17 protein-coding genes are annotated in these 17,691 nt (G+C 37.9%); 4 read left to right on the top strand and 13 right to left on the bottom strand.

The genetic code is table 11. The features are described 5' to 3' along the window. Positions 1 to 3: 3 nt before the first annotated feature. The 6 genes from BMZ31_RS10685 to BMZ31_RS10660 form a co-directional block, all read right to left on the bottom strand. Positions 4 to 429, bottom strand: coding sequence for an acyl-CoA thioesterase (locus tag BMZ31_RS10685; RefSeq protein WP_090831730.1), 426 nt, complete (start codon positions 427 to 429; stop codon positions 4 to 6). Further along, positions 416 to 2,749 carry an AAA family ATPase gene (locus BMZ31_RS10680; protein WP_090831729.1) on the bottom strand — a complete coding sequence of 778 codons (2,334 nt, stop codon included), beginning with the start codon at positions 2,747 to 2,749 and terminating at the stop codon, positions 416 to 418. The genes BMZ31_RS10685 and BMZ31_RS10680 overlap by 14 nt, the downstream gene beginning before the upstream one ends. 180 nt (positions 2,750 to 2,929) lie before the next feature. Continuing rightward, the gene (gene tlp / locus BMZ31_RS10675; protein ID WP_090831728.1) at positions 2,930 to 3,154 is read right to left on the bottom strand and encodes a small acid-soluble spore protein Tlp; all 225 of its coding nucleotides are present in this window, start codon (positions 3,152 to 3,154) and stop codon (positions 2,930 to 2,932) included. A 135-nt stretch (positions 3,155 to 3,289) separates the two neighbouring features. Next, positions 3,290 to 3,433: an acid-soluble spore protein N gene (locus BMZ31_RS10670; protein WP_090831727.1), complete on the bottom strand. Its 144-nt coding sequence runs from the start codon at positions 3,431 to 3,433 to the stop codon at positions 3,290 to 3,292. A gap of 70 nt (positions 3,434 to 3,503) precedes the next feature. Then, positions 3,504 to 3,635, bottom strand: coding sequence for an FbpB family small basic protein (locus tag BMZ31_RS10665; protein ID WP_090831726.1), 132 nt, complete (start codon positions 3,633 to 3,635; stop codon positions 3,504 to 3,506). 204 nt (positions 3,636 to 3,839) lie between these two features. After that, complete coding sequence (locus BMZ31_RS10660; protein WP_090831725.1) at positions 3,840 to 4,352, bottom strand: peroxiredoxin family protein; 513 nt, start codon at positions 4,350 to 4,352, stop codon at positions 3,840 to 3,842. A 621-nt stretch (positions 4,353 to 4,973) separates the two neighbouring features. Between BMZ31_RS10660 and BMZ31_RS10650 the strand changes: the two genes are divergently transcribed. Next, positions 4,974 to 6,023: an NAD-dependent epimerase/dehydratase family protein gene (locus BMZ31_RS10650; protein WP_090831723.1), complete on the top strand. Its 1,050-nt coding sequence runs from the start codon at positions 4,974 to 4,976 to the stop codon at positions 6,021 to 6,023. A gap of 36 nt (positions 6,024 to 6,059) precedes the next feature. On the opposite strand, the gene abc-f is transcribed toward BMZ31_RS10650, so the two are convergent. Further along, positions 6,060 to 7,796, bottom strand: coding sequence for a ribosomal protection-like ABC-F family protein (gene abc-f, locus BMZ31_RS10645; protein WP_254778740.1), 1,737 nt, complete (start codon positions 7,794 to 7,796; stop codon positions 6,060 to 6,062). 330 nt (positions 7,797 to 8,126) lie between these two features. Further along, entirely contained in the window at positions 8,127 to 10,835 is a 2,709-nt protein-coding gene (gene acnA, locus BMZ31_RS10640) for an aconitate hydratase AcnA (protein ID WP_090831722.1), read from the bottom strand. Positions 10,836 to 11,167: 332 nt separating this feature from the next. On the opposite strand from acnA, the gene sspO reads away from it, so the two are divergent. Then, positions 11,168 to 11,314, top strand: a complete 147-nt coding sequence (sspO, locus tag BMZ31_RS10635; RefSeq protein ID WP_090831721.1) for a small acid-soluble spore protein O — start codon at positions 11,168 to 11,170, stop codon at positions 11,312 to 11,314. Positions 11,315 to 11,392: 78 nt separating this feature from the next. On the opposite strand, the gene BMZ31_RS10630 is transcribed toward sspO, so the two are convergent. Further along, complete coding sequence (locus BMZ31_RS10630) at positions 11,393 to 11,653, bottom strand: hypothetical protein (RefSeq protein WP_090831720.1); 261 nt, start codon at positions 11,651 to 11,653, stop codon at positions 11,393 to 11,395. Between the two features lie 113 nt (positions 11,654 to 11,766). On the opposite strand from BMZ31_RS10630, the gene BMZ31_RS10625 reads away from it, so the two are divergent. Next, the gene (locus BMZ31_RS10625; protein WP_090831719.1) at positions 11,767 to 11,910 is read left to right on the top strand and encodes a small acid-soluble spore protein P; all 144 of its coding nucleotides are present in this window, start codon (positions 11,767 to 11,769) and stop codon (positions 11,908 to 11,910) included. Positions 11,911 to 12,034: 124 nt separating this feature from the next. Here the strand turns inward: BMZ31_RS10625 and selA are convergent, their stop codons facing one another. Beyond that, entirely contained in the window at positions 12,035 to 13,441 is a 1,407-nt protein-coding gene (selA, locus tag BMZ31_RS10620; RefSeq protein WP_090831718.1) for an L-seryl-tRNA(Sec) selenium transferase, read from the bottom strand. 97 nt (positions 13,442 to 13,538) lie between these two features. Here selA and BMZ31_RS10615 point away from each other — a divergent pair, with 97 nt between their 5' ends. After that, positions 13,539 to 13,937, top strand: a complete 399-nt coding sequence (locus tag BMZ31_RS10615; protein ID WP_090831717.1) for an Hsp20/alpha crystallin family protein — start codon at positions 13,539 to 13,541, stop codon at positions 13,935 to 13,937. Between the two features lie 89 nt (positions 13,938 to 14,026). Here the strand turns inward: BMZ31_RS10615 and BMZ31_RS20915 are convergent, their stop codons facing one another. The 3 genes from BMZ31_RS20915 to BMZ31_RS10600 all read right to left on the bottom strand — a co-directional run bounded on the left by BMZ31_RS20915 (position 14,027) and on the right by BMZ31_RS10600 (position 16,720). Further along, a complete protein-coding gene (locus tag BMZ31_RS20915) occupies positions 14,027 to 14,266 on the bottom strand; it encodes a SelT/SelW/SelH family (seleno)protein (protein ID WP_368086641.1) in 240 nt (79 codons plus the stop codon). A 288-nt stretch (positions 14,267 to 14,554) separates the two neighbouring features. Continuing rightward, on the bottom strand, positions 14,555 to 15,496 hold the full coding sequence (locus BMZ31_RS10605; RefSeq protein ID WP_090831715.1) for an L-threonine 3-dehydrogenase: 942 nt from the start codon (positions 15,494 to 15,496) through the stop codon (positions 14,555 to 14,557). A gap of 30 nt (positions 15,497 to 15,526) precedes the next feature. Then, positions 15,527 to 16,720 carry a glycine C-acetyltransferase gene (locus BMZ31_RS10600; RefSeq protein WP_090831714.1) on the bottom strand — a complete coding sequence of 398 codons (1,194 nt, stop codon included), beginning with the start codon at positions 16,718 to 16,720 and terminating at the stop codon, positions 15,527 to 15,529. Positions 16,721 to 17,691: the final 971 nt, after the last annotated feature.

Here is a 17,691-nt window from a genome sequence, read left to right as displayed (position 1 = left end):
CGGTTAAGCAGTTGGTTTTTTATTCTTTTCGTACGCTTCATGCCATTCTGGATACAATTTTCTAAAGGAAATGGGACGAAAGCTTTCTTTTTTGACACAAACATGGCTAGAAAAGCCTGTGACTGCTACTTCACCTTGATTATCTAAAATCTCGTAGCCGTATTTTGAACGAAACCCATCGTATTCTTCAATCCAGGTTTTGACCGTAGCTGTTTCCCCGTATCTCAATGGTTTTTTGTAAGATGCTTGGATATCGAGAACAGGAGAAATAATTCCATCCTTCTCCATCTCGGCGTAATTGAACCCTAATTCTTTAATTAAACTGGTTCTTCCGAGTTCCATCCATACTAAATAATTGGCGTGGTAGACTACTCCCATTTGGTCAGTTTCTGCGTATCGAACTTCTACTTCTTTTTTAGAGATTAACATGATTTTCCCCACTCCCCATTTTAGACAATGCTATTTCTGCATCTGTTTTATTTATGATGAATGCTTCTTCGTTCATTACATATGGATCAACTGAATTGTCTGAACTCATCATTCTGACGGCTTGTACTTGAATCATTTCATCAAGCAAGTTTGCCGCAAATCGTCCATTCCCCTCCGTTTTTGTCGTTTGGAACGCTTGTAACAGGAAAGATTGAGCTTCTTCACTCATTTCATATTCAAAACGGCGGCTGTGTTCAAGTGTAATTGCTAAAATTTCATTAGCAGAGTAATCAGGGAAATTAAAGAACTTCTTGAAACGCGATTTCAAACCTGGATTACTTAATAGGAGTTCTTCCATTTCCTTTGGATAGCCAGCTAAAATGACAACAAGATTATCATTATGCTTAGTCATCTCATCCACAAGAGTATCTACGACTTCCTTACCAAAATCCGCTTTCGAATCAGCAAGTAACGAATAGGCTTCGTCGATGAATAATACTCCACCTAATGCTTCTTTGATTTTTTTCTTTGTTTTCAGGGCGGTTTGCCCTATATAACCGGCAACAAAATCAGCTCTGCTTGTCACAATCAGATGTCCTCTCTTAAGGACTCCGCATTCTTTTAGGAATTCGGCATAAATTTTTGCAACTGTAGTCTTCCCTGTACCAGGGTTACCACTGAATACCGAATGTAGTTGAATAGGAACACTCGGTAAGCCTCTTTCTTTACGCCATTGTTGCATCTTAATGAAAGAAACTAGTGTATTCATCTCATCCTTAATTTGTTTCAAGCCAATTAAAGAACGTAGCTTTTCAGCAGGAAGTATGGCATCCGTATCTGTAAAGCAGGCAAAATCATCTTTTTCTAAAAAGGTAAATTCAATCAAATTCTCTTTTTCAAGATCAGATTTTGCTCCTTTTTTGAAGATGGCATCCAAAACAAGATTTTTGACCGTACGGGCATTCCCAAATGTATCATCTACTCGTTCTCGCTCAATTAAGTCGTTCAGTGCCATTTTTGCATCATCTGTCAAAATATAGTCATTCTCTTTAGCCATTTGAACCGCAATTTGCACGAGCTCTTCGTTTGAATAATCATCTAGATGGATCATATTTGATTGCGGAAAGCGGCTTCGAAGTCCAGGATTCGTATCAAGGAATTGTCGCATTTCTTCCGTATAACCAGCTAAAATGACGGCGAATTTTCCTCCGTATTCTTGACTCGTCATAAGTGATACAAGCGTATCAATCGCAGTCTGGCCATAATCTGTAGACGTTTGCCCTTCGCGTTTTAGACTATATGCTTCATCAATAAACAAAACACCACCGATTGATTTCTCAACCAGTGCCCGAACGTTTTCCTCTGTTTGTCCAACGAAAGCACCTACTAGTTTAGTACGATCAGCTTCGACCACATGTTCATGAGGTAAGACTCCAAGTTCATTGTAGATTTTCGCAAGCAATCTCGCTAAGCTTGTTTTGCCCGTTCCGGGGTTACCGGTAAGCACCATATTTAAGCTAATTTCGTCTTTAATTTGATAGCCTATCTCTTTACGTTTTTTCTGGAATTTCAAAAATCGGTAAAAATCCTCTACCCTTGCCTTTACCGTATTCATACCAATCATTTGTTCAAGTTCTGTTAACGCACTATTATCGGTTGTTTCTTCTTCATTTTCAGCAAAGAGAGACTTCCACTCCATCTTAAGTTTTTCAAGGTTCTCTAAATGTCTTTTTAAATCTTGAAAATGTACCGATGTATGAAAAACGCCAATAATGGATTGTTCATATTCTTCAGTTGCTTTTAACAATAAGCTTGTTTCTTCAATCACTTCTTCTAAAAGGGAAGCTAATCGTGAAAACTTCAGTTGAGATGTTGCAGTATGGTTTTTGGAGGGATATTGTTGTTCTTCAGCTAATTCCAAAAACTCTCGGCAGATTCTTATGTAATCTTCAGCAACTTTCTTTTTGGCAGTACGGTTGTCTGTTTCTCGAATCAAAGGGAAACTCAAACCTGAAAGGAGATCCTTTTTCGTATTCCATTTCAATTCTTCCAGATACTGAGCCGCTCTTTCATTTTGTGGATCGAGTTTTAGGGCTTTATCCATCCAACTCCTGGCTAAGGAATCTTCTTTCAGTTTGCTTCGAGACAATGCGAGCAGATAATAAGCCTTTGACAGCTCAACAGGATAGCTTTTTTCATCCCTTTCTCGAATAAATGCAAATATCTCCGCTTCACTTTTCAATTGGCCATTTATGGATAACTCACTTTCCCACTTAGGAAATGGTGATTCCACTTTGCTTTGACGTTGTTCCAATTTCATCACTTCTTTAACTTAATTTACTTCCATTATACTAACACATTCAGAGCTGTTTTTTAAAAGGAATGCAATCAAACTAAGGAAAATGGTCAGTAGTAAAATCCTTTTTTTAGATCCGAATTTTGCTCAACCTAATCCAAGGCATGAAAAAACGCGGAAGTTTCTCCGCGCTTACAGATTCGATTATTGATGTGCTTCGTCTTGAATTTCCGCACGCATCTCTGTGATACTTTCACGTCTGCGTTCGTTCTTTGCTTCAATTTGGCTACGTTGCCCTTCATTCTCTGCAAGAGACAATGATTGTTCTGCTTTACGGATGTTATCGTCTGTATTCTGGATCATCGCTTGAAGTTTTTCAACATTGTCACTGCGATCATCAGGATTTGGTTGATTATTATAAGTCATCATTCATTCCTCCTTTTTCTGTTACAGATATAGTTTGTAACTTTTGCAAGAAAATATGATGGAAATTACTCTCATTGAATAAGTGAAACCCCGCGTGCCGGGGGAAGATACGCGGGGTTTCTTATGATTCATATGTTCTTATTCACCTTTTGTTTGGATGACTTGGGCATGCTTGCCTGAAGTATCAGCCATTTGCTTTCCTTTATTCCCATGGCCAGTACGAGGCTGTGTTCCTATATGTTCAGGCACAAAATGTTTGCTGTCTTTTTTTGGATTTCCCATTTGATTATCCCTCCTCACCTTCATTTTGTCCTGAGGGATTCAAAATCATGAATGGAAATCAAAGTAAGAATTATTCGGCTCTTCCAAGTCGCTTCTCTTCAAGACGCTCTTCAATCTTGTCCATTGCTGCCTGGTCTTTCAATAATTGGCGCTTATTTTCTAAAACAAGCTCTGCGAAAGAACGTTTACGAGGCTTTCTCATGGTATCACCTTCCTTATCCACTATTCTAACAATAGTAATGCCCAATAACCGCTCTAATTATTACAACTTTTCGAAAATTTAATCGTATTTTAACTTTTTATATTTATAAGTAATTTAATAATTGAAAATGAAACATCATTTGACTTGATATAAAGTCTTAATGAATGATTGAACATAATAAAAAACATCGGCTCGGCCGATGTTTTAAAGTTCTTCCAGATATTCTTCCATTGCTTCAAGCGGCATTGCTCCAGTAAACTTTTCCCGGATAATCCCTTTTTTATCGATAAAGTAAGTAGTTGGAATAGAAATCACTTTATACTTTGTATTAATGCTGTCGTCCTCATCTAATAGAATAGGAAATGTAAGTCCCATTTCGTCTACAAAACCTTGGACATCAAGTTGGGGATCAATATTTATTGCCAGAATTTCATAATCCTTGTGTCCTTGCTCGTAGTGCTTTTGCATGTCCGGCATTTCTGCTTTACAAGGAGGACACCAAGTGGCCCAGAAATTTAACATTACTTTTTTACCTTTGTAATCAGAAAGTTTGACCGTTTCCCCAGTTAATGTCTTAACTTCAAAGTCAGGAGCCTTTGAACCGATAGCGATACCTGTACTGTTATTTACCGGTTCTTCTTTCTTCTCCATTGCCTGTACAATAGCCACTGTTATTAACACAATCAGGGCAACTGCGGCCAATACCTTTTTAATCATGCCGCTCCTCCTTTGAACTCAATAAATATATCTAAAGGTATTTTACACTATATTATTAGTTGAAATAAAGTTCTGATAAGTATGTATGTAAGCATAAATGTGACAAAATACGTAACTAATAAAAGAAGCGAATTCGGCCATTGTAACTTTTTAGATTTCATTATGAAATAGATTAGCGCTATAAATGTTGCTAGAACTTGCCCCTTCAGTCCTCCCCAAAAGAATATGATTCCTAGCGGATTATCAAATATAATACTTGGCCTAAAAAAGATTACGCTCAATTTAAAGGTTAGGATCCATAGTAGTAAACTGTTAAGAAGGGTTTCGGTAACCTGTTTTTGAATATGTTTATCTTTCTTAGTCATGTGCTCAAGGGTAAAGTATGTAACGGTAAAAGCGATGGCAGCATAAAGCCATTCATAGCGTATTGTAAGAAAGCCTATCTGAAAGGCGTCCAAAATTCTCCCCTCCTTTTAAATATATCACATACGTTATAAGGTATATTAATTTCGCTTCCTATGCAATTTAAATGGCTTAAAAAGAGTTGGAATCTTTTTATTATCATAATTATTCGATAATTTGATACGATGATAAAGAATAAGAAATGTTGGGAGTGAGGAAATGAAAATTCTTGTACTTGGTGGAAGTCGATTTTTAGGAAGAGCTTTTATCGAAGAAGCTCAAAAACGTGGACATGAAATCAGCATTTTTAATCGGGGGAATCAAAATGAAAACCTTAAAAATGTTGAAATTCTCATTGGTGATCGAAATGGTGATTTATCAGCTCTAAAGGATAGAAAATGGGATACTGTATTGGATACTAGCGGGTTCATACCGAGGTCTGTTAGAGAATCTACACAGCTACTCAAAAACAATGTGAAGCATTATACGTTTATTTCCAGTATTTCTGTTTATCGTGATTGGATTCCGGTCGGATTGGATGAAGATTACCCACTTCAAACAATGTCTAGCGACCAGGCGGATGAACTAACCAAGGACTCAACAGGTCAATTTTATGAATATTATGGAGCGTTCAAGGCCCTTTGTGAACAAGAAGCAGAAAAGAGTATGCCGGGACGGGTGCTAAAGGTTAGGGCTGGACAGCTCGTTGGTAAAAATGATTATACGGATAGATTCCCTTATTGGATACATCGTGTTGCTAAAGGTGGAACCGTGTTAGCTCCAGGTAATCCTCACCGTCCCATTCAGTACATAGACAATAGAGATATGGCATTATGGATTCTAAATGCCATGGAAAAACAAATCGTAGGCAGCTTTAATGTAACCGGTCCAGATCATCCTGTAACCATGCAGGAGTTTCTTCAAAGTATTAAGTCCGTTACAGGCAGTGACGCTGAATTTGTATGGGCTGATGAAAAATTCTTAATGGATCATGGTGTTGCTCCATGGACTGAAATGCCATTATGGGTACCTGAGCTCTTTGCTTTGACAACTGGGGAGGATGAACCCTGGAAAGGTACCTTTTCTATAAACATTTCCAAAGCTTTGGAAACAGGACTCCATTTTAGATCACTTAATGAAACAATTAAGGAAATCTATCACTGGCAATGTAAAAGAAATCTTACCGAAAATGACTGGAAGGCAGGGATTTCTGCTGAAAGAGAACGACAGTTACTCGAAGCCTACCTCACGCAAGTATCGAATCTCTAGAAGAAAATGAGCCATCTAAATAAGATGGCTCTTCCATTACCCAATGCTTTTCTTGTCTTCAAGCAGTTTTTTAAATTCTTGATCAAGAGCAGCATATCGCTCGTCGTTTTGATCGATCAGTGAAAGCTCACCTAGTATGGCAGAAAGTTTGTTTTCAATGATCATCATTCTTTCCTTCTTTTCACTTTCACTGTGTACATTTCTTTTCATTTTGTTTTCTTTCCATTCTGACAGCCCTGATTCTACTCTGTATATCTTACCATCCTCAAATGTCAGTAACTGATTACAAACCTTATCGATAAAATAATGGTCGTGAGATACGATGATGAGAGTACCTTCATATTCGCAAAGCGTGGATTCTAGTTGTTCACGGCTGGGTAAGTCGAGATGATTTGTTGGTTCATCCAAAATTAATACATCATAATCTTTCAGTAATAATTCAACGAGTTTTACCTTCGTGCGCTCTCCGAGACTAAGTTGAGAAATCTTCTTTTGAAGCTTATTAGAGTCTATCCCCATATGGGCTAACATTGTGCGTGCTTTTTGTATATCTTCAATTTTTGTCAGAGATAATGAATCAATCGGAGTTAGGTTCTCGGGCAAATCTAGTACGTCTTGACTCAAATAGGCGACTTTGAGTGATTCACTTACCCACATCTCACCTCGTGAAAGTTCTTGTTGTTGCAAGATAATTCCCAATAAAGTGGATTTTCCACAACCGTTTTCTCCTATTAATGCAACTCGATCGCCTTGTTTGATATAAAAATGACTTTCAACAAATAAGGTCTTGCTTCCAAATGCTTTAGTAATCCCCTTAGCTTCGACAATTCTTTTCCCTCTTTTACCTTGTGTTGAGAATTCAAAAGCAACCGCTTTGTCTTCCTTCGGTTTTTCAATCTTCCGTTTATCCAGTTCCTGCTGCAATCGTTTCATTTTCGATTTTATTTGTTTATCCATTTTTTTTGCCTTTACCCGATGAAATTCTTTATAGCCGATTTGGCGTCTTTCTGATGCAGACCCCTGTTTGGTAGATTGTATGTGTGCTGAAATTGACCATCGTTTGAGTCTATCCATTTGGTTTTCAATTTGCATTTTTTTGTGCTGTTGCACTTCATATTGGTGTAATTGTGCTTCATAATTCTTTTGTTTTTCGATTTTATATTCACTATAGTTTCCTTGATATTCGATGAGTTTGCCGTTTTCGATTTCGATAATCTTTGAAGAGGTTTGGTCCAAAAAGTGGCGATCGTGCGAAATCATTAGCACAGATCCAGAGAAGGCTTTAATTTCATGAATCAACCATTCCATACCTTTCATATCCAGATGATTGGTCGGTTCATCAAGTATGAGCAAATCAGGTGTAGAAGACCACAAATCAGCAAGGGAAAGTTTTAGTTTTTCTCCACCACTGAGATTTTTTAATTTTTCTTCATTCCATTGGTGTGTTTTTAATAAACCAAGTTGGCTCGTCATATATGAGAAATTCTGTTTATCCTGCAAGATATTTTCAGATTGAAGGACGATATCCGTGGACTGCATGAGATAACCAATTTTACAGGGGTTCTTTTTCATAAAAGATCCATTCTCAGCATCTATCGAACCGAATATAAGTTTAGCTAACGTCGTTTTACCAGCTCCATTGTATCCGACAAGACCAATCTTTTCGCCAGGATAAATTTCTAGATTTATTTTGTCCAGTATTTTCTTTTCAGCAAAGCTTAAGCTTACTTCATGTAACTTAATGTAAGGCGAGATATTATCCCTATTAAACATAAAAAAACCTCCTACAGAACCTGTAGAGGTGAACAAGCAGCCTTTGGGAAGACAAAAAGAAAAATCGTTTCGTCGCAGAAAATGAACGAAAAAAAGCTTTGCCATTACGCAACGATTTGATGTTTTCTAAAAAAGGGCAGACTTATCCTATTCTTCAGGTTCGAAATTTTAAAATATTCGAATTAACCTAGAAAAATAAGATTAGTACTTCATTCCCTTTTACTCAGTCCTTCCATTTCAGTTAATCATTAGTTTAGGATTTATTGGAAAAATTGTCAATATATATTGAAAAACTCCTTGGCGATGTGCCAAGGAGTACTCTTAAATAGATTATGCTTTAAGTTTTTCACGAAGAACCATTGGAAGAATTCCACCGTGACGGTAGTAGTCGATTTCAACTTCAGAGTCAAAACGAACAAGTACTTCAAACTCGGTTACTTTTCCGTCTTCTGCAGTTGCAGTAACTTTAACCATGTCACGCGGTCTTACAGTCTCATCAATTTGAACATCGATTGTTTCCTTACCAGTCAATCCAAGAGTATCAGCACTTTCTCCATCCTTGAATTGTAATGGTAACACACCCATTAATACAAGGTTTGAACGGTGGATACGCTCAAAGCTTTCAGCGATAACAGTCTTAATACCTAGTAGGTTTGTTCCTTTTGCAGCCCAGTCACGGGATGAACCCATTCCGTAGTCTTTTCCTGCAAATACGATTAATCCAGTACCTTGATCTTTGTACTTCATGCAAGCATCATAGATTGATGTAACTTCACCAGTTGGCCAGAATGTAGTGTAACCACCCTCGGTACCTGGAGCAACTTGGTTACGAATACGGATATTTGCAAACGTTCCACGCATCATTACTTCGTGATTACCACGGCGTGATCCATAAGAGTTGAAATCACGTGGCTCAACGCCTTTTTCACGTAAGTATTTGCCTGCTGGAGTATCTTTGCCGATTGCTCCTGCTGGTGAGATGTGGTCAGTTGTTACAGAATCACCAAATTTAGCAACTACACGTAAACCAGAAAGCGGCTTAACTTCATCAGGGTTTGGTTGTAAACCTTCGAAGAAAGGCGGGTTTGCAATGTAAGTTGAATCTTCATCAAAAGTATAAAGTGGGTCATTGCCAGTTTGGATTTCATTCCAACGCTCGTTATCGGAGAACACATGCTCATATTCTCTGCGGAATAATTCAGGCGTTACCGTTTGCTTAACCACTTCATTTACTTCAGCAGTTGATGGCCAGATGTCCTTGAAGAATACATCGTTACCATTCTTATCTTTACCGATAGCGTCATTTTGAAGGTCGATGTTTACCGTACCAGCTAATGCGTATGCAACTACTAAAGGTGGAGATGCTAAGTAGTTAGCTTTAACTAGCGGATGGATACGTCCTTCAAAGTTACGGTTACCAGATAATACAGAAGTTACGAGTAAGTCACCTTCTGCTACTGATTTTTCAATTTCTTCTCTTAATGGACCGGAGTTACCGATACATGTCGTACATCCATAACCAACCAAGTTGAAGCCTAGTTGCTCTAGGAATGGAAGTAGGCCAGAATCACGAAGGTATCCCGTAACTACTTTTGAACCAGGTGCTAAAGAAGTCTTAACAAACTTAGGAACTTCCATTCCAAGTTCTACAGCTTTCTTAGCAACAAGTCCTGCTCCAACTAGTACATAAGGGTTTGATGTGTTTGTACAGCTTGTAATCGCAGCAATTGCAACTGCACCAGTCTTCATAACAGTTTGGTCGCCGTTATGGAAAGAAACTGTTACTTCTTTGTCGATTTCTTTAGCAGTTAAACCAAAACCTTGGTTACCTTGTGGTGCTGTAAGAGCATCGTTGAACGATTTCTTCATATCAGAAAGTGGAATTAAATCTTGTGGACGCTTAGGACCTGAAAGATTTGCTTCGATGACTGAAAGATCGATTTCAACAACTGCAGTATAAGTTGGTTCAATAGAAGGATCGAAGAATAACCCGTTTTCTTTGCTGTATTTTTCAACAACTTGGATATGTTCTTCTTCACGTCCTGTTAAACGAAGGTATTCAAGTGATTCGGAATCAACTGGGAAGAATCCGCAAGTTGCACCGTATTCAGGAGCCATGTTAGCTACTGTTGCACGGTCAGCAAGTGGAAGGCTAGAAACACCAGGGCCGTAGAATTCAACAAACTTGCCTACAACGCCTTTGCTTCTAAGTACTTGAGTTACTTTAAGAGCAAGGTCAGTTGCAGTTGAACCGTTTGGTAGTGCACCAGTTAGCTTTACCCCTACTACTTCAGGAACTGGGAAGTATGATGGCTGTCCAAGCATTCCTGCTTCTGCTTCAATACCACCTACACCCCATCCAAGGACACCAATACCATTGATCATCGTTGTATGAGAGTCAGTACCTACTAAAGTATCTGGATAAACTTCAAATCCACCGTCTGCAGTTGGTTCAGCGTGAACAACGTCAGCTAAGAATTCAAGGTTAACCTGATGCACGATTCCTGTAGCTGGCGGAACTGCACGGTAGTTATTGAATGCTTTTTGAGCCCAGCTCAAGAACTGATAGCGTTCTGTATTACGTTCAAATTCAAGTTGCATGTTTACATCTAATGAATCAGGTGTTCCGTATTTATCAACCTGTACGGAGTGGTCAATTACAAGGTCAACTGTTTTTTCAGGATTGATTTTATCAGGATCTCCACCCATATCTGCCATTGCTTTTCTTAATGAAGCAAGGTCAACTACTGCTGGTACTCCTGTAAAGTCTTGTAGGATAACACGAGAAGGTTTGAATGGTACGTCTACTTCCTTTACTTCAGACGTTCCCCATTTTGCTAAGTTTTCAACATGTTCTTTCGTGATAACACGACCGTCCATTTGACGAAGAACAGATTCAAGCAATACTTTAATGGAATAAGGCAGGTTTGATACTTTGCCTGCACCCGCTTCTTCTAAAGCGCTTAAGCGATAGTAATGATAGCGTTTACCGTTCAGGTCAAATGAACTCTTTGCATTAAATAAATCGGTTTTTGCCATTTTCTTGTACCCCCAATTTCGTCATAAACCATACAAAAAAACTTGTATGTCGAAAAGTGTGAATATTCCCATCCATCTCAACTTTTCTTACAATTCCAATCTTAATATAATCTGCTACATAAGTAAATAACAAGAAAGTTATTGTCTTTGATAAGTTTCACTTATGTTATTACAGTTATCCACTATGTATAGGAGTAATACCCTTATATGATTAGATATTCTAAAAAGGCATATCCATTGATATTTAACCATAAAATTATCTTAGTAAACCAATAATTGAATAATTATCTTGAAAAAGATGGAATATAAGACACACGAGGGGGTGACGACAAATGGCGAAGAAAAAAGCGAATCATGCAATAGATGGAGCGAATGCTGCAAACGCACAGGGACAAGGTGTAGGATTTAATCAGGAGTTCTCTTCTGAGCTATCTGAGCTTCAAAAACAAAACAACAAAAAGCGCAAGAAAAACCAATAATTGAAGAATGATCGTCATAAAGCAAACCCGGTTTTATCTATCCGGGTTTGCTTTTTTGTCTTGGTATAAATGATGCATCTATTCAACTTGGTTGACTTCTGTCACCATGTTTTGAAGATCCTGTTGGAATTGTTGAAGTTGTGCTCGTTGATGCTCAGAAGCAACTTCTAAGGCATTTTCAATTTGAGCATAAGCCTCATTTACTTCTTGTTTAAGATGCTTCAATTGATGACCATATGCACCGCTATCTTTCACAATTTCAAAATAAAGCTCTTGAGCATCCTCCAACCCTTGTTGTGCGGCTTGGAATGCTTGTTGCTTGTTTTTGTTGTATGGCATGTTTTCACATCCTTCCTGAATCCATGTACAGTTAAATTACGCTATTTTATAAAAAATATTCAGCATAAAAATGAATTTGAAATCGCATCCTAACAGTCAGGAGGGATGAAAAAATGAACAAAAACGACAGTAAAGATATGCGCAAAAATGCTCCTAAGGGTAATGAATCAGGACAACCTCAGCCATTGAGTGGTTCTCATAAAGTGAAAAATAGAAACCATTCCCGCCAGAAGCACAATTCGCATCACGATATGTAAAAAGAGCTTAATCTTTGTTTAGTGTAGTAACTTGATAAAATAACGTTGAGATTATAAAGATGAAAACATAGAGCCATGCATTTTTGCATGGCTCTTCTCAAATATGCTGTAAATCGCTCGATGCCTACGATAAGTCTTGGAGAGCCTCGAGAATGATGATTTCTTCTTCATCTGTAACAGTCCTTAAATCGAGCAGTAATTCATCCTTTTGTATTCGTCCTACAATGGATGTTTTCTGCCCTTTCCTTAATTTCATTGCCATTTGTTCAGCGGTAAGTCCTTTATGCTTTAACGCTGCAATGAATGTTTCCAACTCCACTTCGGGCATTGTCCCTCCACCAACTTGACTGTAGCTCACATCAATCCTTGCATCAATCAGTGGATTAATATCCCTTAGTCTCTGTATAAAGTACTCTGTTCTTTCTTTCATTTCATTCTTATCAGTTAGAAGGTCTCGGAGTGTTGGAATCTGTCTAAGTCCCTTCTCTCCTTTAAGATAATCAAGCAATGTTCCTTCTAATGCAGCCAAGGTCATCTTATCAACACGCAAAACGCGAGCAAGCTGATGTTTCTTTAAGCGGTCAATCCATTTCTTTTTCCCCGCAATTATTCCTGCTTGAGGACCTCCAAGCAATTTGTCTCCACTAAATGAAATGATGTCAGCACCAGCATCAAGTATCTCCTTAACGACCGGCTCATCCCCAATACCGTGTTTGCGGAAATCGTAAAGAGCTCCACTTCCTAAATCTTCATAAAAAATTAAACCATGCTGATTTGCTAAACTTGCTATTTCTTCTGTCTCGACTGTTTTTGTAAATCCGATGGTTTTGAAATTACTTGTGTGCACCTTCATGATCATGGCTGTTTCAGGAGAAATGGCGTTCTCATAATCATACAAATGAGTCTTATTTGTTGTACCAACTTCCACCATTTTAGCACCGCTCTCTTCCATAATAGATGAGATTCGGAATGAACCGCCAATTTCCACGAGCTGACCACGTGAAACAATAACTTCTTTTTCTTTGGCGAGAGCATTGAGGATTAAGTAAACGGCAGCAGCATTATTGTTGACTACCATTGCGGATTCAGCACCGGTTAACTGCTTTAGGATGGCCTCAATATGGCTGTGTCTTGATCCCCTTTTTCCTTCAGCTATCTCATATTCCAGGTTAGAGTATGACTGTGCCGTTTCAATTACATGTTTCATGGCATTATTGCTCAATCTTGCTCTCCCAAGATTCGTATGTAAAATCGTCCCTGTGGCATTGATGACAGGTTTAAGTGTGTAGGTGTGTTCATTACTCGTTTTTGACTCTAATAACGTAAAAATATCGATTAGGAATTCTTCAGTTCCGGGCAGTGATCCGTCCCAACAGTTTTCCAAGATAAGTTCCCTTACCTCCGTAAGTGTCTGTTTCAACTTCTCAGTCGCGATTATGTTATCAAGCTGGTTATTACTTGTATATGTTAAAAAACGTGAGTCTTTTTGGAATTCATGTACAGGCGGTATGGAGCGAAGCCATTCTTTCATTGGATTACCTCTTCTCTTTCAAAATACAACATCATTATAGCACTTTCACAATTTTTCATGAAATGAATAAAATAAACCAAGCAAGGGGGTTATCATTATGTCATCGAACAGCGAAGAAGCGTTCATTGACCAAAAAAGTATGGAAAAATGGTTGGAAAATTTCTTTTTGGATCCTTTGACCACGTACCTTGATCATTCGCAATTCCGGATTGATCTTTTTGAAACTGACACGCATCTTATTGTTGAGGCCCTTTTAAGTGATTATCATTCATCGGAAGTGTCCGTTTATATAGAAAAGCAAAAGCTTATTATCACAGCAGCAAAGCTTTCGTTAACTTCCTATAAAAAAAGCCAAGTGAGAAATCGAACTGTAGAGTTTCCTTTCCTCATTATAACTAAAAAAGTTGAGGCTGCTTTTAGAGAAGGAGTATTAGAAGTGTCTATTAGCAAAAAGGAGTTAGGCTTAGGAAAGGACTGTTTTATCACTCTTCCTTGAATTTCGCTTTACTTCTTTTTGTTGTTTAGTTTACATAATAATCTTATTGTAACTTTAAAAAGCTGTCCCTATTGGAAACAGCCTTCTGATTAATTTGCTTCAATCAACTCAATTATTTCTTCTGTCTGTGGGAATATCCCTGTATCTTTTTTCGAGTAAATTAATTTTCCATTTACCGAAACCTCAAAAATCCCACCAGAGCCTGGAATAAGATTTAGTTTAGGGATATTTCGGTTAAAATGTGTAAACAATTCTTCCGCGAGACTCGCGGCTTTTGGTGCGTAGTTTCACATCATACAAAATTCAACAGTTACTTCATATTGCTTCATGCTATTTCCCCCAACTTAAAAAGATATTTATTCCATTTTATTATAAAAAAGAATGATTTTCAAAATATTGATTCAAAAACCTGGCTCTGGACTCACCATAGTCTTTAATATGTACAATTTGAAAGGATTTTTGTACAAATACTTAGGTTTTTAATTTAATTTTTTTCATTTGTACCCAATTTTCCGAGATTTCTGGCCAGTTTCACAAAATGTACCTAAACTACGTTCAATTAGCAACATCGCGCCAAAATAAAAAGACCCGCAAACAGCGGGTACTTTATTGAAATATTAATTTTGTTTTAGTTTCTCAAGCATATCTGCTGTCATTTTTGCAAGGTCATATTCTGCTTTGAAACCCCATTCCTCTTTTGCAGCTGTTGCGTCGATTGAATTTGGCCAGCTATCTGCAATCGCCTGACGAATAGGATCAACTGCATAGTTTATTTCAAAACCAGGAATATGCTGGCTGATTGATGCTGCAATTTCTTCTGGATCGAAACTCATTGCCGTTACGTTAAAGGAATTTCGGTGCACTAACTTAGAAGCGTCAGCTTCCATAAGGTCAACGATGGCATTTAGAGCGTCTGGCATGTACATCATATCCATGTAAGTTCCTTTATCAATGTAAGAGGTGTATTTACCATTTTTGATCGCTTCATAATAAATTTCTACTGCATAATCTGTCGTACCACCACCAGGAGGAGTTACATAAGAAATTAAGCCCGGAAAGCGTAGTCCTCTCGTATCTAATCCAAATTTGTGGAAGTAGTAATCAGATAACAATTCACCTGCTACCTTATTAACTCCATACATCGTTGTTGGACGTTGAATCGTGTCCTGTGGAGTCTGATCCTTTGGTGTGGAAGGACCGAAAGCACCGATTGAGCTTGGTGTAAAGAATTGAGCATTGACTTCTCTCGCGGTTTCTAGTGCATTCATCAATCCACCCATATTAAGATTCCAAGCAAAAATTGGGTTCTTTTCAGCTGTAGCAGATAAGAGTGCAGCGAGGTGCATCACAGTATCCACCTGGTGCTTTTTAGCGATTTCCACCATTGTCTTCATATCTGTTACATCTACGATTTCAAATGGACCGTTTTGGGCTGCTTCACTCTCATTTTGGCGAATATCTGTTGCAACAACGTTATCTGTTCCGTAAATTTCTCTTAATTTTAGGGTAAGTTCTGACCCAATTTGGCCAAGTGCGCCAGTTATCATAATTTTCTTCATGTTCCGATTCCTCCAAAAACAATACGTCTTTTAATTGATAATTCCTAAATCTTTACCGACTTTCTCATATATTGCAATTGCTTGATCAAGCATTTCTTTTGTATGTGCTGCAGTAGGCATGTTTCTTACGCGTCCTGTACCACTTGGAACAGTTGGAAAAACGATCGATTTTGCATAAACGCCTTCCTCGTTCAAACGAGTACTGAATTGTTGCGTCAGTTTTTCATCGCCAATGATACATGGTGTAATTGGCGTTTCACTGTTACCAATATTAAAGCCTAATTGCTTTAGACCTTTCTTCAGGTAATCACCATTTTCCCAAAGGCGTTTGTTAAGTTCTGTGCTTTCCATCAAAATTTCGATGGATGCAATACTAGCAGCAACATCTGCAGGTGTTAATGATGTAGAAAATAAGAATGGACGACTGCGGACTTTCAGCCAGTCAATCAGGTTCTTCTTCCCTGCAACATACCCTCCAACAACGCCAATGGCTTTTGATAGAGTACCAATTTGGAAATCGATTTTATCAGAAAGACCGAAGTGCTTAACTGTTCCGGCACCATCACCCAATACACCTGAACCATGTGCGTCATCGACATAAGTGATTAAGTCGAATTCTTCTGCAATAGCGACTATTTCAGGAAGCAATGCAATATCACCATCCATTGAGAAAACGCCGTCAGTGATGACCATGATTTTATTGTATTGTCCAGATTCTTTTGCTTCCTTCGCTTTTGCTCTTAAGTCTTCCATATCTGAGTGGTTAAAACGAATAATCTTTGCTCTTGATAAACGGCAACCATCTATTATGGAAGCGTGGTTAAGTTCATCCGAAAGAATGGCATCGTTTTTGTCCATAACAGCAGAAATGGCAGCCATGTTGCAGTTAAAACCTGACTGATAAGCGATGGCAGCTTCTGTGTGTTTAAATTCTGCCAGTTTTTCTTCAAGTTTTGTATGAAGTTCAAGTGTTCCGTTAATGGTTCGGACTGCACCAGCACCAACTCCAAACTTCTCAATCGCTTGATTTGCTGCTTTCTTTAAACGGTCATCAGTTGCCAATCCCAAATAATTGTTTGAGGACAAGTTAATAAGTTCTCTTCCTTTTACCTTAATGATTGGTCCGTTTGCACTTTGTAGTGGGTCAATCACGTTATATAGACCTTTTTCTTTTAAATCGTTAAGATTATCTGTCAAAAATTTCTCTAACCCCATGCTAGACATAAATCCATCCTCCTTGAACATCGTAAATGTAAACGTAACGAAAACAATTGTTTTTTCAGTGCGGACACTTTAAGTTGGTAAAAATAGCCTTGTAATGGCTTTCCTTAATAAATAATGTAACATATTTTTTAGAGTTGTACATACATAGAGGACATTCTTTTTTTAGAACCCATTCTATTATTAGAATGTCCAATCGTAAACATGTGAATGATTATTATCGATGAAAAGTGTAAGGATTTTAAAAATGAAATAAAATAGGTCAGATAATAACGTTGCCATTATTAGGCATCGCATATCTGACCTCACGTTTTATAAGTTATAAGTTTCATCATCTGCCGAGTATTTTCTCCCTTGATTGCGTTGTGTTTTTCTTCCATCATGCGCTTTTTTTGTACTTAGAACGGTCACTGATAGCTTTTAGAATGAAGATTTTGTCTTGTAATGTTAATGCCTGCCAGCTTCCAACTCGAATTTTCATATTTTTCACTCCTCTTTTTGGTCTGTTATTTGTCGCTTTTAATTGAAATTACATTCAAAATGATGTTTATCGTCTTTTCATGAAGTGTATATGTTTAGGTTGTTTCTTTAATTCATTTATACCAATAAATCATCTGATTGAAACAACATAAATTCCTACAAATTATGACGAAAAACACTCCTATTCCCTACTGTTTACAGGGTTTAGGAGTGTTATGTGAAGAAGCGTGGATAAACCTGTCTAGGAAAGCGACCATTTCCCTTGTTAGTGTCGAAAGGTTTTTAAAATTTTTTTCAAAAAAGAGTCACAACTAGGTTTATATTTGGCTCTGTTAAAGTTTAAGGTTGATTATTAAACAATGTTAACTGGAGTGGATGACACGAAGACTCCTCGAAAATCCGCCATTATGCTATCGCATAATATCGTGCGATGTAAATTCAGGGGAGAATTCCTTGTGCTATCGCATTTTCTTCGTGCGTGGGTTCATTCAAGG

Source organism: Bacillus sp. cl95 (assembly GCF_900115925.1).
Lineage (GTDB): Bacteria > Bacillota > Bacilli > Bacillales > Cytobacillaceae > Neobacillus_A.
This window is presented reverse-complemented; position numbering and strand designations above follow the sequence as displayed.